The following is a 16,075-nucleotide window of genomic DNA, read 5'->3' as shown; positions in this document are numbered from 1 at the left end:
ATGTGGAGGAGTACTATGAAGAAAATATTTTGTTTTATATTGAGTTGTTTCATTTTTCTTGGAAATCCAGCTCCTTTTTTGGCTGAACATGAACCGTTATTATTAGAAGATGCCCTATATTCAGTGCTATTTCCGAGAATAAATGAAGCGATTCAAAAGCATTACGGAAAACAAAAGCCATATGAATGTCCGAAAATCGTTAGTATGAAAAAAATGTACAGTGGTACATATTTGTTCCGTGCTTCTATTGAAATCATTAAATATGAGCCAGGAGTAGGAGGGAAGAAACTCCCGCCGTTTGAAAAAGTAACGATCATGTTTGAAAATGATGATGGTGAGTGGACTGTGAAGAATATAGATGCAAAGCGCATGCCAGATACTACAAAATTAAATTGTCGTAAACCAATTTAAAAAAGTATTTGACAAATAAATTAGTCATTTGCTATTGTTAATAGCAATAAAAAGATGCTTGAAAATTAAATAGACTTACCTCATCTACACTCAAGGGTAGAGGCCGCGGTAATCAAAAGTAAGCTATAGGAAATAAAGTGGTATTCATGATTATAGTCTGAAAGGGATTACCGCCGAAATATATGAATACTCACTTTATTCATATATTGGGACTGCATTGAATAAATGTAGTACTGTCATAAGTTTTTGGCTTATGGAGAGCTATTTGGAGATGTTTGATGCGGTTTCTTATTTGAGAAAATAACAATAAGTTTATTTTTTCATCATATATTCTTCCAATAAGAAACGCGTGTGAACATTGTTCCGCGCGTTTTTTGTTTACCTAATTAGGGATAATATGAACAACTAAGGCATGGAATATATATGTGAAAAGAACGACAAAAAAACCTCCCTTCTTTTTAGGGGGTGTCAAGGGCATTTGGCCGCGTTTCCTACCACATGCGATGTTTAAAACAAAAGGAAGAAGCAAGTAGCGTTTATGTTGTATTCTGCATAGCAACGACTTATATGTCGAAAAATTAAAATGGATATATAGATGTTTTTGAGAAAAAGGGAGGAATTCACATGTATTTACACGGCACAAGCCGAATTAACGAGCAAGGACACTTAGAAATTGGGGGATGCGATGCTACTGAACTTACAGCGACATATGGTACACCTCTTTATGTATATGATGAAGCAACAATTCGTGAGAAATGTCGTGCATTTCATCGTGCTTTTAGAGAGTGTGGGTTCTCTTACCAAGTAGCATATGCAAGCAAAGCGTTCTTGTGCATGGAAATGTGCCGATTAGCTGCGGAAGAAAATATGTCACTTGATGTTGTGTCTAGCGGAGAGTTATATACAGCGCTGCAAGCAGGATTTCCAGCTGAACGTATCCATTTTCATGGCAACAATAAAACAGAAGAAGAGATGAGAATGGCATTAGAAGCTAACATCGGGTGTTTCGTTGTAGATAATTTTTTGGAACTAGAAGTATTGCATGATTTAGCGAAAGAATACGGGAAAGTTGCCAGTGTTCTGCTTCGTGTGACTCCGGGAGTAGAAGCGCATACGCATGAATATATTACAACAGGTCAAGATGATTCTAAGTTTGGCTTTGGTATTTCAACAGGGCATGCATTACAAGCAATGAAAAATGCATTAGAAAAATCGAATTATCATGTGTTAGGAATTCACTCTCATATTGGATCGCAAATTTTTGAAACGGCAGGATTTGTTCGTGCAATTGAAGTGCTTCACAAATTCTTAGAATTAGTGAGAAAAGAAATGGATTACGTAGCTCCTGTATTAAATGTAGGCGGTGGGTTTGGAATTCGTTATACGGAAGGAGATACACCGCTTGCTCTTGGTGAATATGTGCAAGCAGTAACAGATGCGGTACGCGAGCAGTTTACAGCGTGTGGATATCCACTTCCAGAAATTTGGGTAGAGCCAGGTCGTAGTATTGTTGGGGATGCAGGAACAACTTTGTACACAGTGGGTGCGATTAAAGATATTCCAGGCATTCGCAAGTATGTATCGGTTGATGGTGGCATGACAGATAACCTTCGACCAGCACTTTACGGAGCTCGTTATGAAGCATTGCTAGCAAATCGAGCGAATGAATCTGCTGAAGAGGTTGTTTCCATTGCAGGTAAGTGTTGTGAAAGCGGGGATATGCTCATTTGGGATGTAGCGCTCCCGAAAGTTGTTTCTTGTGATCTTTTGGCTATCTCTTGTACAGGAGCATATGGTTATTCGATGGCAAATAATTACAATCGCATTCGTCGACCGGCAGTTGTGTTTGTGGAAAACGGAAACTCTCATGTTGTTGTTGAGAGGGAATCGTATGATAATATTATCGGAAATGATCGCATACGTGTAAAGGAATTTGTATAAAGTGAAACTTCCATCGGTGGAGGCTTTTTCATCCCCCACCGATGGTTAGTTGAACAATGCCTTCTTTTAAAAAAAAATAAAATTTATCGGAAAACTAGGATTGAAAAAAATCAGAATTGTGTTAAAATGCAAATATAATTAAATTCTTATCAAGAGCGGCGGAGGGAACTGGCCCAAAGAAGCCCGGCAACCTACTTTATAAAAGTAAGGTGCTACTTCCAGCAAAATGGAATCCATTTTGGAAGATAAGGTAGATACGTTACCGGAACAGTCTTTTCGAAATGGGAAAGATTTTTTTTATGAAAAAAGGAGGGGCTGTTCATGGGGGAGCGCGGACAATTTGAGGAAGTAGTAAGTAAGATTCAAGCGATGCTTGCTGATATGAAATATGGCTCAATTACAATTGTTGTGCAAGATGGTAAAGTGATTCAACTTGAAAAAAGTGAAAAAGTACGTTTGAAATAAGCATGCTGACTAGAAAAACTAGAGGCGGCTTTAATCTATTTTTATTAGATTAAAGCCGTCTTTTTGTATGAATTATATGAAGGGGGAGAACGATGTTAACGTATGAAACTTGGAAAAATCATTTTGTTTCATTTCCGGAGGATGATGAAACGAAAGGTGCTTTAGCAGCGGTGCGCTGGGCCTATGAACATTATAGGAAGGATATTGTGTATGCATGCAGCTTTGGGATAGAAGGAATGGTTTTATTGCATGTTATTAACCAAGTAAATCCATCTGCAAATGTTGTATTTTTAGATACAAATATTCATTTTCAAGAAACGTACGACTTAATCAAAAAAGTACGAGAACAATATCCTAAGTTGAATATTATTGAAAAACAACCAGAACTTACGCTTGGAGAACAAGCAAAAGAGCATGGCAATAAATTATGGGAAAATAATCCAAACCTTTGTTGTCAATTAAGAAAGATTAAGCCGTTAGAAGAAGTACTTACAGGTAGGAAAGCATGGATATCAGGTTTGAGAAGAGAGCAGTCTGAAACGAGAAAAAATACGCAGTTCGTTAATCAAGATCATCGATTTCAATCTGTTAAAATTTGTCCGCTTATTCATTGGACTTGGAAGGAAGTTTGGCGTTACGTATACAAGTATAATTTGCCATACAATCCACTTCATGATATTGGGTATCCGAGCATCGGATGTGAAACGTGCACTGTGCAGGTGCAAGAAGGCAGCGATTTAAGAGATGGACGGTGGGCCGGAAAGACAAAAACGGAATGTGGTCTGCATTATCAATAAAGGCTGATAAAAAAGGAGAAGAAGAGAATGAGTGATAGAAAAACATTAGTGAATCGAATTGATACAACATATGAAACAGCACATATTGTAAAGGAAATTGAGCTGGATGGAGTGGCATTAAGTGATTTAGAGCTTATTGCTATCGGTGGATATAGCCCGCTTACTGGTTTTTTAGGGGAAAGTGATTATACATCCGTAGTCGAGGAAATGAGATTAACAAATGGAGAGGTATGGAGCATTCCAATTACATTACCTATAACAGAAGAAAAAGCGAAAGAATTACAAGAAGGGGAAGAGGTTAGGCTTGTAAAAGATAGTGTGACTTATGGTGTGATTCAAGTTGAAGAAATGTACACGTCTAACAAAGAAAAAGAGGCATTTCTTGTCTATAAAACGGTAGAAGACGAACATCCGGGCGTTAAGAAATTATATGATCGTCCTAATGTGTATGTAGGAGGACCAATTACGCTTGTGAAACGAATTGAAAAAGAAAAATTTGCTGCTTATTATTTAGATCCAAGTGAAACACGAGCGGAGTTTCAGCGGCGTGGCTGGAAAACAATCGTCGGTTTTCAAACGAGAAATCCAGTTCATCGGGCACATGAATACATTCAAAAAGCGGCTCTTGAAATTGTTGACGGTTTGTTTTTAAATCCGCTCGTTGGTGAAACAAAGTCAGATGATATTCCAGCTGATGTTCGAATGGAAAGTTACGAAGTTCTTCTTGAAAACTACTATCCAAAAAATCGTGTCTTCTTAGCGGTATTTCCAGCGGCGATGCGATATGCGGGGCCTCGTGAAGCGATTTTTCATGCACTTGTCAGGAAAAACTTTGGATGTACACATTTTATTGTTGGCCGTGACCACGCGGGTGTTGGAAATTATTACGGTACGTATGAAGCACAGGAGATTTTTAACAATTTTACAGTAGAAGAGTTAGGGATTACGCCCCTCTTTTTTGAACATAGTTTTTATTGTGCAAAATGTGAGGGAATGGCATCAACAAAAACATGTCCGCATGGAAAAGAAGCACATGTCATTTTATCAGGCACAAAGGTAAGAGAGCTTTTACGAAATGGAGAATTACCACCAAGTACGTTTAGTCGTAAAGAAGTAGTAGAAGTCTTAATACGTGGGTTGCAAAAAGAAGTTGTGACAAAGTAAGGGGAGAAAATAGATGGGAACAAATATTACTTGGCATGCAGCATCTGTTTCAAAAGAAGAACGCCGAAAACAAAATAAGAATCATAGTTTTGTTCTATGGTTTACAGGTTTATCAGCTTCTGGGAAGTCCACAGTAGCCAATGCGGTAGCTCGCAAATTATTTGAGAAGAATACTGGTAATTATGTATTAGACGGAGATAATATTCGTCACGGTTTAAATAAAGATCTAGGATTTTCCGAGCATGAGCGTACAGAAAATATTCGGCGTATCGGTGAGGTGGCGAAACTATTTGTTGATAATGGAAGCATTGTACTTACAGCATTTATTTCACCATTTCGAGAAGATCGCAGGCAAGTGCGTGACATATTAGAACAAGATGAGTTTGTTGAAGTATTTGTAAAGTGTCCGATTGCAGAGTGTGAAAAGCGTGATCCAAAAGGGTTGTATAAAAAGGCAAGAAGCGGAGAGATTAAGCAGTTTACGGGAATTGACTCTCCATATGAAGAGCCAATTCAAGCTGAGGTTATTGTGGAAACACATCGTTATTCGATTGAAGAGTGCGCACAGCAAATTATTGCTTATTTGCAAAAACGAAGCTTTATCCCGCCATTCGTGGGCAGTAAGACCCCACCTCAAGATCAATAGAAGATCGTTTTCCAACTCCAGTGTCCTGCGATTCTGAACGAGCGCTTCCGCTTTTCTAAAGAAAATAGGTGGGGGATGAAGCACCACCACTGAGTAAAGTTTCACTTTATCTAGGGAGGGAACAAGATGAGTTATGAAAAAGTGTGGGCAAACAATAAAAAATTAAATATAACAGAGAAAAAGAAATTAGAAAAAGACGGTTTAGAAATTTTTAAAGATATTCCATATTATGCTGAACGTGGATTTGCGTCTATTCCGAAAGAGGAGTGGGATTCTTTTAAGTGGGCAGGACTATATTTGCAGCGCCCAAAAGAGGCGGGATATTTTATGATGCGTGTGAATATTCCATCTGGAATTATAACAAATGAACAAGTGGAGGCTCTTGCTTCTATTGCAGAAGATTACGGACGTGATGTACTTGATATCACAACGCGTCAAGCGATTCAGTTTCATTGGCTACAAATTGAGAAAATTCCAGACATTTTCGAGCGATTAGAAAAAGTAGGTTTATCGACAGCTGGTGCATGCGGTGATATTACACGTAATATTACAGGGAATCCACTCGCTGGAATTGACGAAAATGAATTGTTTGATACACAAGAAATTGTGCGAGAGGTATATGAATATTTTCAACACAATGAAGAATTTTCAAATCTGCCTCGTAAATTTAAAATGTCCATTAGTTCAAATGTGTACAATTCAGCAAATGCTGAGATCAACTGCATAGCATTTACACCTGCAACGAAAGAAGTTAACGGAGAGACAATCATTGGTTTTCATGTAAAAGTAGGAGGCGGTTTATCAGCGCGGCCATATTTGGCGGAAGAATTAGATGTATTTGTTTTACCGGAGCAAGTGAAAGAGGTAGCAATTGCGATTGCAACGATATTCCGTGATTTTGGTTATCGTGAAAAGCGCCACTTTGCCCGCTTAAAATTTCTTGTTGCAGATTGGGGAGCAGAAAAATTTAAAGAGCAGCTATTACAATATACTGGACCTTTATATGAGAGAGGAGAAAGCGCCTTAAAAGGTTGGAATGCTGGTTACTTTTACGGTGTTCATAAGCAAAAACAAGATAATCGATACTATATTGGTTTTAATGTGCCAGTTGGTCGTCTGCATGCAGAAGAAATGTATGAGATTGCTAGAATTGCAAAGCAGTATGGGAATGGTGAAATTCGTACGTGTAATTCACAAAACTTTATTATTCCGAATGTGCTGCAAGAAAATATTGATGAACTATTGCAAGAACCATTATTTGAAGCAATTTCTGCAGTGCCAAAGTCATTTATCGGTTATGCAGTTTCTTGTACAGGGATTGAGTATTGCAATTTAGCGTTAGTGGAGACGAAAGAAAGATTACGTAATATTGCAGATTATTTAGACGCACAGCTTGTATTAGATGTACCTGTTCGCATTCATATGGTCGGCTGTCCAAACTCTTGCGGCCAAAGACAAATTGCTGATATCGGCTTGCAAGGTGTCAAAATGAAAACGAAAGAAAAGGGGATAGTTGAAGCGTTTGAAATTTATGTAGGTGGAACCCTGCTCCACGGCGGTGCTTACAATGAAAAGCTAAAGGGAAAAATAGATGGTGAAGACTTGCCCGATGTTCTTACTGCATTTTTAACATATTTTAAGGAAAATAAGTTCCCTAGTGAAACGTTTTATGAATTTGTTAGTCGTGTTGGAGTAACGAATCTACAAGTAGTATTAGATACGATTTTAGAAGAAGTGATTGCATCGTAGGAGGGGGAACAATATGGATTTATATCATTTTGAAGCGGTTTTAGCAAATGGTGTTGTCCCTGTAGTCGTTGTTGCGCAAAGTGAAGAGCAAGCATTCCGTCTCGTTGAAGTGGAACTTGAAAAATATTTTTTACCTTTGCCGGAAGTGAAAGAAATTTCTTTATACGAGAAAAAGAAGATTCGAAGAGGTGCAGCTTTTGTTTTATCCCGCATTAACGAGAAGTAAGAAGAAAAATTGTCAACTTCCATTAATAGAAAAGGTTCTGCTGATGGAAGTTTTACATTATAGAAGAAATGAGGGGGAAGTATGGGGAAAGTGTACATTGTTGGTGCAGGACCTGGTGATCCAGAGTTAATTTCTGTGAAAGGCGTAAAATGTATTCGACAAGCAGATGTCATTTTATATGATCGCCTTGTGAATAAAGAATTGCTTTCTTATGCAAAGCCAGAAGCGGATTTAATTTACTGCGGGAAACTTCCGAACTACCATACGATGAAGCAAGAAACGATTCATGCTTTTTTAGTGAAGTATGCAAAGAAAGGAAAGATTGTGACGCGTTTAAAAGGCGGGGATCCATTTGTATTTGGAAGAGGCGGCGAAGAAGCAGAGGAATTGGTGAAACATGGTGTTCCGTTTGAGATTATTCCAGGGATTACAGCAGGGATTGCAGCAGCTGCTTATGCAGGAATTCCTGTCACACACCGCGAATCTAGCACAAGTTTTGCAGTTGTAACCGGACACCGTAAAGAAGGTGCAAAAGAGGAAGTGAAATGGGAAAACTTAGCGAAGGGCGTCGATACACTTGCTGTTTATATGGGGGTAAGTAATCTTCCGTATATATGTGAACAGCTTTTGAAATATGGAAAAAATAAAGACACACCAGTAGCGATGATTGAGTGGGGAACAACATTATCTCAGCGTACAATTACAGGCACATTAGGAAGTATCGTATCTATAGCGGAAGAGGAGCGAATTCAAAATCCGAGTATGATTGTAGTTGGTGAAGTTGTACGCTTTCGCGAGAAAATTCATTGGTTTGAACAAACGCTTGAACATTCGTATCCACTTAGTGGAGTGCTTTAACATGAAAGCAGTACTTTATATTTGTCATGGCAGTCGTTTACAGGAAGCGTGTGAAGAAGCGACTGCTTTTGTTACATCGTGTATGGAGCGTATACCAGTTCCTATTCAGGAATTATGCTTTTTAGAATTAGCATCTCCTTCTATTGCAGAGGGAGTTACAGCTTGTGTACAACAAGGGGCAACACAAATTGTGATTGTTCCTGTCTTTTTATTAGCGGCAGTTCATGTGAAAAAAGATATTCCTGAGGTGTTAGGACAGTTACAAAAACAATTTCCTTATGTGTCTATTTCATATGGAAATCCATTTGGAGTTTCTCGTGAACTTGTTACTGCAGTTTTAGATGGAAGCGGAATTAAGGAAATTGGAAAACGAGTTACTCTTTTACTTGTAGCAAGAGGGAGTAGTGATGAGGAAACGTTAAGAGATGTTAGGGACATCGCGCTATTGTTGGAAGAGGCAGGTGAAGTAGCAACGGTCGAAGTATGTTATTTAGCGGCAGCTCAGCCACAATTTGAAGAGAAGCTGCGTGAACTTGTTCAAATAACAAATGCTCCGATTGTTATTTTTCCGTATCTTTTATTCACAGGATTGTTAATGAAGAGAATTGAAAAAACGGTTCGGAAATACAACCATTCTCATATTGTGCTATGTCCTTATTTAAGTAAAAATCTGGTGTTTCAAAATATGCTCATTAAACGTACAAAAGAAATGATAAGGGAGAGTGTATATGTATCCATTAACGGTGCGAATAAAGAATAAACGTGTTGTTTTCATTGGTGGTGGACGAGTCGCATCATTTAAGATCGCTCCTTTATTACAAGAAGAAGCTGATATTATTGTCATTAGTAGAAAATTGGATATAAGTTTAATTCAATTAGTAGAAGAACAAAAAATTCGGTGGTTTCAAAAAGAATATGAAACAAGCGATCTTATCGGGGCTTTTTTAGTTGTTGCGGCAACGGACGATCCATTATTAAATGAGAGAGTTGCAGCTGATGCAGCGCCAAATCAATTAGTAAATGTAATTACAAATCCGGAAAGTGGTAATGTGCATTTTCCAGCAGCTATTCATCGAGGGAAATTGAACATTGCTGTATCTACTGGAGGGGCAAGCCCAAAACTTGCGAAAAAAATTCGTGATAAAATTGCCGGGAAATATGATGATAGCTATAAGGAATACCTAGATTTTTTATATGAAGTACGTATGAAAGTGAAGCAGCTACAACTAGATAAGAAGAAACAAAATGTTGTATTACAGGAAGTGCTTAAGTCTACTTATGTATACAATATAGAGGAGAGAGAAGCACTTTTATATTCTTTGGGTAAATACAAATTAAAAGATCGACATAAAAACCCTCTTTCTTTTTAGGGGGACGAGAGCATCTGGCCATGCATAGAAACGGTCAGGGCTTTTTTTTGGCCACATGCAAGGTTTAAAACAAAAAGAGAAAGCAAGTAGGGGGGGCATGTTGTATTCTGCGCAGCGGCAATTTATCCCGCATTAACGGGCAGTAATACTCCCACCTCAAAATTCGGCGAAAGCAAACAAGTTAGGTGAGAGATAAACTGCCCGTAAAAGCCCGATTGGTTCAACTAATAATCAGTGGGGATGAAGAAAACCCCCACTGATTAAAGTTTCACTTTATTCTTTACAAATGAAATAATCTCCTCTATAATCACAATTAACTTCAATACATGAAATCGATGAGCAAGAAAAGTACGTATATTTGAGACGTTCAGAGAGCTGGGAAAAGGTGTGAGCCCGGTACGATAAAATATACAGAATGGGCTTGCGAGAGGTATGTTGAACGAATAGTAGGCAACCCGGGTTCCGCCGTTAAAAGGATAAGGTATCGGAAGTATTCCTGTACCTGAAAAGTGGGATAACTTATCCAATTGAGGTGGTACCACGGTATTAAATATATCGTCCTCTACATGCATAATAGCGTGTAGAGGACTTTTTTATTTTCTAAAGGAGGTGGCGAGTATGAACTGAAAGTGTATGGTTAGCAAAAGTAAGAAAAAGCAGATAAGGAGAAGTGAACATGAAAGAAACACAGCAATGGACGTCGAAAATTGGTTTTGTACTCGCCGCCGCCGGAGCAGCGGTAGGACTTGGGGCGATTTGGAAATTCCCGTATGTTGCCGGAAATAGTGGAGGAGGAGCCTTTTTTATTGTCTTTTTATTCATGACAATATTTATTGGTATACCACTTTTAGTGGCGGAATTTGTGATCGGTCGCAGTACGCAAAAAGAAGCAGTAACAGCTTATAAAATATTAGTGCCAAATAGTAAACTATATCCATGGATTGGTCGTATGGGAGTAGTGACATGTTTTAGCGTTTTATCATTTTATAGCGTTGTGGGAGGATGGATTTTACTTTATTTATTTTATAGTGTAACAGGTGGATTATGGGGAAATGGTGCTGATTACGCAAAATTGTTTGGAGAAACAATTTCCAATCCAATCAGTGCCATTGGAGCACAATTTATTTTTATGCTTTGTACCATTTTTATCGTAAGTAAAGGTGTAGAAAAAGGAATTGAAAAAGCTAGTAAATATATGATGCCGCTATTATTTGTTCTGTTCCTTGCTATTATTGTTCGTTCTCTTACGTTGGACGGGGCGTGGAAAGGTGTCGAATTTTTCTTAAAACCTGATTTTTCAAAGCTAACAGCGAAAACAATTTTATATGCGATGGGGCAATCGTTCTTTTCACTTACGGTTGGAGCTTCGGTTATGGTCACATATAGCTCTTATTTAAAAAAAGAAGAACATTTAGCAAAATCAGCAACGTCAATTACAAGTTTAACAGTGTTTGTTACTGTACTTGCAGGACTAGCAATTTTCCCGGCGATTTTTGCGTTAGGCGTTAGTCCGACAGAAGGACCTGGATTATTATTTATCGTTCTTCCCGCTGTATTTGGAGAAATTCCTTTCGGGCATTTTTTCTTTACTTTATTCTTAATTCTGTTTTTCTTTGCAACAATCACCTCGGCAATTTCTATGCTGGAAATTGTTGTTGCTTCTGTAACGAAAGAGGATGAAAAGAGGCGTCCATCTGCATCGCTCTTAATTGGATTATTCATTTTCATAGTTGGAATTCCGGCAGCATTATCATTTGGAATTATGAGTGATGTGAAGATATTCGGAAAGACATTTTTTGATTTCGTGGACTTTATGGTGAGCAACATACTACTTCCACTTGGTGTGTTAGCAATTTCGCTTTTTGTACCAAATAAAATGAAGAAAGAGTTGTTGATGCAAGAATTAGAAGTTACAGAAACAAGAGGGAGAATGTTATTTAATGTATGGTTTTTCTTGCTTCGTTACGTTATTCCGATTACGGTTCTTCTTGTCTTTTTAAACGTTCTTGGTGTACTTTAGTTAATAAAAAACGGAGAATATTCTCCGTTTTTTATCCCGCATTAACGGGCAGTAAAGGATGTGGAAGCACGGGGAAGAAAACTGCCTGTAAAAGCCCGATTGGGTAGGCTTTCCATCAGTGAGAAAAGCGTCACTGATGGAAGTTTCACTTTATAATGATGTAGAAGTTTGTAATAGACGAGTATATGTTTTAAAAGCTACAGTGGCTGCGATGAAGGAACCGATAAAAAAGATACCAGATCCAACTAATGAAAATATTCGGCCTATAAATGTCTCTTTGGCTTCTTGTAATACTGCAACTGCCTGTGATTCTTGAACCATGTGTGGACCTCCTCAAAAAGCTTTTATGTTATTGTATGTGTAATGCCTAGAAGGTGTTCAATATCGAAAAATAATAAGAAGTATATATAGAATGGTCTGCTTATTTTACATAAATAAAAAAACTTGGCAATTGCCAAGTTTTTTTCATTACAGCCCAATATAAGGTGATGGGTCAACAGCATTTGATTTTGCTTGATTCCATTCACCGATATGAAGTTCGAAATGTAAATGCTGTCCATAAGACTGCCCAGTATTACCCATAAATCCAAGTTGTTGTCCTTGTTTCACTGTTTGTCCAACAGAAACAGAACGGCTACTCATATGAGCGTAAACAGTTGTATAAGTTTTTCCGTTCATACGATGTGATAAATACACAACATTTCCATAACTAGAAGATAAATCAGAACGAATTACGACACCGTCAGCAGCAGCTATAATTGGTACTGTTCCTGATGCGGCAATATCAATTCCTTTATGATTGTCAATGTCGCGTACACCAAATCCTGAAGTTTTCGAACCTGCTGCTGGTTTAATGAAACCGCCAGTACTTTCTCCTTGAGACGCAGGGGCAGTTTGAGATGAAGGAGCAGTTTGTTGCTGTTGTCCTTCATCCTTTTTCGCTTCAGTTGCTTTTTTAGCGTCTTCAGCTCGCTTTTCTTCTTCAATTGCATTTTGGACAGCTTTCCGCTGATTTTCTAAAATACCTTTTGATTCTTCTAAGCTTTCCATCTCAGAATCTATTTTTGAAACTTTTGCATGTAAGTCAGCAATTAGTGTTTGTTGCTGTTGTTGATTTGCTTGAAGCTCTTGCTGTTGCTTCTGTAACGTTTGTTCTGCTTCTTTTAGTTGTTGTTCTTTTTTCTCAACCGCTTCTTTTTCTTTTTTAACGGTATCCTGGTCATGTGTTTGTTGTTTTACGATCTCTGTATCACTATTTAAAATTAAACTAACAGAATACACATTTTCTAAAAGTTCTGCGATATTATTCGTATTAATTAATACCTCAGTAATTAAATTTGTACGGGGTTTTTCTTGCATAGATTGTAATCTTTGTTTAATTAATTCTTGGCGCGAATTGATTTGCTTTTGTAATTCTTCAATATGCTTTTTTTTCTCTGTGATACTTGCTTGTGTTTTTTCAATTTCCGTTTTTGTTGCTTTTAAATCTGCCTCATTTTTATTAATAGAAGCAGTTAATTCATCGATTTTTTTCTGTAAATCTTGAATCTCTTTTTCTATTTTTTGTTTTTCTTCTACTTTCATATGTAATTCTTGTTGCTTACCGTCTAGTTGTGATTGAATATTAGATAATTTATCTTGACTCGTCTCCGCATACACTGGTGAAAGCACGGGAGAAACGAGAATAGTACCGGCTGTCAATAAACTAAACGCTGTTATTTTTTTGTTCATCTGCCTATCTCCTTTCCCTATGTTCTATATAATCATACAAAATAGAAAAATGTCTATTGTTGTAATGATAATGTAAAAAAACATTTAAGGAATTGTTATTAAATGGCGAAAATTAGAAGAATTTTATCTCTTAATTGTTCGCTTCTATGACATGAATTATTTTATCATGGTAAACGGATGCACTGCAAGAAATAATCAATAAGGAATCGTTCTCATGTGAGGTTTCCTAACATTATTTTATTCTTGTCAACAAAAATATTTGCATACTGGTAAACTTATTTAGTTGTCAGATTTCTATTTTTGTCTTATCATTTTAGGAGGGGAAGAAAGTATTGAATAGTCGAACAATATTTAATACTTCTATTTTCATATTTTATAGAAAAATAGAATTATGAAAATGAAAAACATCTAAGAAGGGGGTTGCAGCAAGTATGAAAAGAATTGGACTTGCATGGCAAATTTTAATAGGTCTTGCTCTCGGTATTTTGGTAGGAGCAATCTTTTATGGGAATCCAGAGGTTGCAAAGTTTCTACAACCGATTGGTGATATTTTTATTCGTTTAATTAAAATGATTGTTGTACCAATTGTAGTAGCAAGTATTGTTGTTGGTGTTGCCGGCGTTGGAGATGTGAAAAAGCTTGGACGTTTAGGTGGAAAAACAATTATTTATTTTGAGATTATTACAACGATTGCGATTGTTGTTGGTTTATTAGTAGCAAACATATTCCAGCCAGGAAAAGGCGTGGATATGTCAAACTTACAGAAATCAGATATTTCTAAGTATACAGCTACAACAGAGCAAGTACAGAGTCATTCATTTGCAGATACGTTCGTAAATATCGTTCCAACGAATATTATGGACTCGTTAGCAAAAGGTGATATGCTTGCAATTATTTTCTTCTCTGTATTATTTGGTTTAGGGGTAGCGGCAATTGGAGAAAGAGGAAGACCAGTTCTGAATTTCTTCCAAGGTGTGGCCGATGCAATGTTTTATGTAACAAACCAAGTAATGAAGTTTGCGCCGTTTGGTGTGTTTGCGTTAATTGGCGTAACGGTTTCTAAGTTTGGTGTAGCGTCATTAGTTCCATTAGGTAAATTAGTTATTGTAGTTTATGGATCAATGATTTTCTTTGTTGTTGTTGTATTAGGTCTTACGGCAAAGTTATTTGGAATTAATATTTTCCAATTCTTTAAGATTTTAAAAGACGAGCTTATTTTAGCATATTCTACAGCAAGCTCAGAGACGGTTCTACCAAAGATTATGGAAAAGATGGAGCGTTTCGGATGCCCGAAAGCAATCACATCTTTCGTTATTCCAACTGGTTATTCATTTAACTTAGATGGTTCAACGTTATATCAAGCAATTGCAGCGATTTTCTTAGCGCAAATGTATGGTATTGATTTATCGATTACACAACAGGTTACATTACTTCTTGTCTTAATGGTTACTTCAAAAGGGATTGCTGGTGTACCGGGCGTATCATTCGTTGTATTATTAGCAACGCTTCATACAGTAGGTATTCCATCTGAAGGTTTAGCGTTTATCGCTGGTATTGACCGTATTTTAGATATGGCACGTACTGCAGTAAACGTAGTAGGTAACTCATTAGCTGCAGTTGTTATGTCTAAATGGGAAGGACAGTATGACGCAGAAAAAGGACAAGCTTATTTGAAAGAGATTTCAGAGAAGCAAGTAGCTTAAATGATAGAAGGGCCTTCACGGTGCACGTGAAGGTCTTTTTTCTATATACATACGAATTAAGGAGCGTTCAAGTCCGTTTCTGCCACGTGTAATAATTAAAGTAAAGAGAGAATGCAAGTGCAGATCATGTTTTGTTTTACGTAGCAGCGACTTATATGAAAAAAATTTAAATGAATTTCTATATGGAATAAGGAGTAATGAGGATGAAACGTAAATATGGAGATGGCTCATCATGGAAACGGCTAATTGATAAAACGTATGCGGTAAAAGATGTACAGGACGGTATGTTAGGTATATTACTTATAAAGCAAGTGAGAGAGCCTAGTTATAAACAGTATAATAATCGGAAGATTTGTATTGCGCAAAATGGTTATACTTGGATCCAATATTTCATAAATGGAAAAAATTTTGCCATTACAGCGATGCTGAATGAGAAAAAAGAGCTTGTTCAATATTATATTGATGTTGCAAAAGAGTATAAAATGGATGAAAGAGGACTGCCTTATTTCGATGATTTATATTTAGATGTTGTCATGTTAGCAAATGAGAAAATGTATTTATTAGATGAAGATGAGTTAGAAAAAGCATATATGGACGGAGACATTTCAAAAGAGGAGTATAATTTAGCTTGGAATACAGCAAAGTGGATTATGAAAAAAATTGAAGAAAAAGAATTTTTATGGTTTTCGATTTTAGAAACAGAAATTCAAAAAATAAAAGATTGTTGCTGATATTTGTTACTTTATTTTCTGTTTCTATAATATCAAAAAAATACCAACTATTTTGATAGAAATAATATTTGACATTTTCTCCTGCAACGATTAAAGTAGAAAAAGATTGATTTACACAAAAATATAATATGAAACCTTCTTATCAAGAGAGGCGGAGGGACTGGCCCTAAGATGCCTCGGCAGCGGACTCATAATAGAGTGCTGTGCCAAATCCAGCAAGCGGTATGCTTGATAGATGAGAAGAGTGTTTCTTATATGATATA

16 protein-coding genes, 3 riboswitches and 1 other annotated feature are annotated in these 16,075 nt (G+C 37.0%); of the genes, 14 read left to right on the top strand and 2 right to left on the bottom strand.

Annotated elements, in window-relative coordinates:
• Window positions 1–15 precede the first annotated feature (15 nt).
• The 12 genes from AB1280_RS10770 (at window position 16) to AB1280_RS10715 (ending at window position 11,647) form a co-directional block, all read left to right on the top strand.
• A complete protein-coding gene (locus AB1280_RS10770) occupies window positions 16–411 on the top strand; it encodes a DUF3888 domain-containing protein (protein WP_429755807.1) in 396 nt (131 codons plus the stop codon).
• A gap of 89 nt (window positions 412–500) precedes the next feature.
• Window positions 501–683: riboswitch (Lysine riboswitch) on the top strand.
• 352 nt (window positions 684–1,035) lie between these two features.
• Window positions 1,036–2,352 carry a diaminopimelate decarboxylase gene (lysA, locus tag AB1280_RS10765; RefSeq protein ID WP_429755806.1) on the top strand — a complete coding sequence of 439 codons (1,317 nt, stop codon included), beginning with the start codon at window positions 1,036–1,038 and terminating at the stop codon, window positions 2,350–2,352.
• A gap of 143 nt (window positions 2,353–2,495) precedes the next feature.
• A riboswitch (SAM riboswitch) is annotated at window positions 2,496–2,604 on the top strand.
• Between the two features lie 69 nt (window positions 2,605–2,673).
• Window positions 2,674–2,817: a YezD family protein gene (locus AB1280_RS10760; RefSeq protein ID WP_429755805.1), complete on the top strand. Its 144-nt coding sequence runs from the start codon at window positions 2,674–2,676 to the stop codon at window positions 2,815–2,817.
• 92 nt (window positions 2,818–2,909) lie between these two features.
• Window positions 2,910–3,614 carry a phosphoadenylyl-sulfate reductase gene (locus AB1280_RS10755; protein ID WP_429755804.1) on the top strand — a complete coding sequence of 235 codons (705 nt, stop codon included), beginning with the start codon at window positions 2,910–2,912 and terminating at the stop codon, window positions 3,612–3,614.
• Between the two features lie 27 nt (window positions 3,615–3,641).
• On the top strand, window positions 3,642–4,778 hold the full coding sequence (gene sat / locus AB1280_RS10750; RefSeq protein ID WP_429755803.1) for a sulfate adenylyltransferase: 1,137 nt from the start codon (window positions 3,642–3,644) through the stop codon (window positions 4,776–4,778).
• A gap of 13 nt (window positions 4,779–4,791) precedes the next feature.
• The gene (gene cysC / locus AB1280_RS10745; RefSeq protein WP_429755802.1) at window positions 4,792–5,424 is read left to right on the top strand and encodes an adenylyl-sulfate kinase; all 633 of its coding nucleotides are present in this window, start codon (window positions 4,792–4,794) and stop codon (window positions 5,422–5,424) included.
• 126 nt (window positions 5,425–5,550) lie between these two features.
• Window positions 5,551–7,173, top strand: coding sequence for a nitrite/sulfite reductase (locus AB1280_RS10740; RefSeq protein WP_429755801.1), 1,623 nt, complete (start codon window positions 5,551–5,553; stop codon window positions 7,171–7,173).
• Window positions 7,174–7,186: 13 nt separating this feature from the next.
• Window positions 7,187–7,399: a DUF3906 family protein gene (locus AB1280_RS10735; protein ID WP_429755800.1), complete on the top strand. Its 213-nt coding sequence runs from the start codon at window positions 7,187–7,189 to the stop codon at window positions 7,397–7,399.
• Window positions 7,400–7,480: 81 nt separating this feature from the next.
• A complete protein-coding gene (gene cobA / locus AB1280_RS10730; protein WP_429755799.1) occupies window positions 7,481–8,257 on the top strand; it encodes a uroporphyrinogen-III C-methyltransferase in 777 nt (258 codons plus the stop codon).
• Window position 8,258: 1 nt separating this feature from the next.
• On the top strand, window positions 8,259–9,017 hold the full coding sequence (locus AB1280_RS10725; RefSeq protein ID WP_429755798.1) for a sirohydrochlorin chelatase: 759 nt from the start codon (window positions 8,259–8,261) through the stop codon (window positions 9,015–9,017).
• Window positions 8,986–9,627, top strand: coding sequence for an NAD(P)-binding protein (locus tag AB1280_RS10720; RefSeq protein WP_429755797.1), 642 nt, complete (start codon window positions 8,986–8,988; stop codon window positions 9,625–9,627). Before AB1280_RS10725 ends, AB1280_RS10720 begins: the two co-directional genes overlap by 32 nt.
• Window positions 9,628–9,953: 326 nt before the next feature.
• Window positions 9,954–10,193 (top strand) — a binding site (T-box leader).
• A gap of 110 nt (window positions 10,194–10,303) precedes the next feature.
• Window positions 10,304–11,647 carry a sodium-dependent transporter gene (locus tag AB1280_RS10715; protein WP_429755796.1) on the top strand — a complete coding sequence of 448 codons (1,344 nt, stop codon included), beginning with the start codon at window positions 10,304–10,306 and terminating at the stop codon, window positions 11,645–11,647.
• Window positions 11,648–11,797: 150 nt separating this feature from the next.
• On the opposite strand, the gene AB1280_RS10710 is transcribed toward AB1280_RS10715, so the two are convergent.
• Both AB1280_RS10710 and AB1280_RS10705 read right to left on the bottom strand, forming a co-directional pair.
• On the bottom strand, window positions 11,798–11,968 hold the full coding sequence (locus tag AB1280_RS10710; RefSeq protein WP_272189617.1) for a hypothetical protein: 171 nt from the start codon (window positions 11,966–11,968) through the stop codon (window positions 11,798–11,800).
• A 147-nt stretch (window positions 11,969–12,115) separates the two neighbouring features.
• Complete coding sequence (locus AB1280_RS10705; RefSeq protein WP_272189615.1) at window positions 12,116–13,378, bottom strand: murein hydrolase activator EnvC family protein; 1,263 nt, start codon at window positions 13,376–13,378, stop codon at window positions 12,116–12,118.
• Window positions 13,379–13,809: 431 nt separating this feature from the next.
• On the opposite strand from AB1280_RS10705, the gene gltP reads away from it, so the two are divergent.
• Together gltP and AB1280_RS10695 are read left to right on the top strand one after the other, a co-directional pair.
• On the top strand, window positions 13,810–15,081 hold the full coding sequence (gene gltP / locus AB1280_RS10700; RefSeq protein WP_272189612.1) for a glutamate/aspartate:proton symporter GltP: 1,272 nt from the start codon (window positions 13,810–13,812) through the stop codon (window positions 15,079–15,081).
• Between the two features lie 203 nt (window positions 15,082–15,284).
• Window positions 15,285–15,812, top strand: coding sequence for a DUF402 domain-containing protein (locus tag AB1280_RS10695; protein WP_429755795.1), 528 nt, complete (start codon window positions 15,285–15,287; stop codon window positions 15,810–15,812).
• Between the two features lie 136 nt (window positions 15,813–15,948).
• Window positions 15,949–16,054, top strand: a riboswitch (SAM riboswitch).
• Window positions 16,055–16,075: the final 21 nt, after the last annotated feature.

The organism is Bacillus sp. S10(2024), from assembly GCF_050473865.1.
Lineage (GTDB): Bacteria > Bacillota > Bacilli > Bacillales > Bacillaceae_G > Bacillus_A.
The sequence above is the reverse complement of the archived record's forward strand: the minus strand, read 5'-3'. Positions and strand labels throughout refer to the sequence as shown.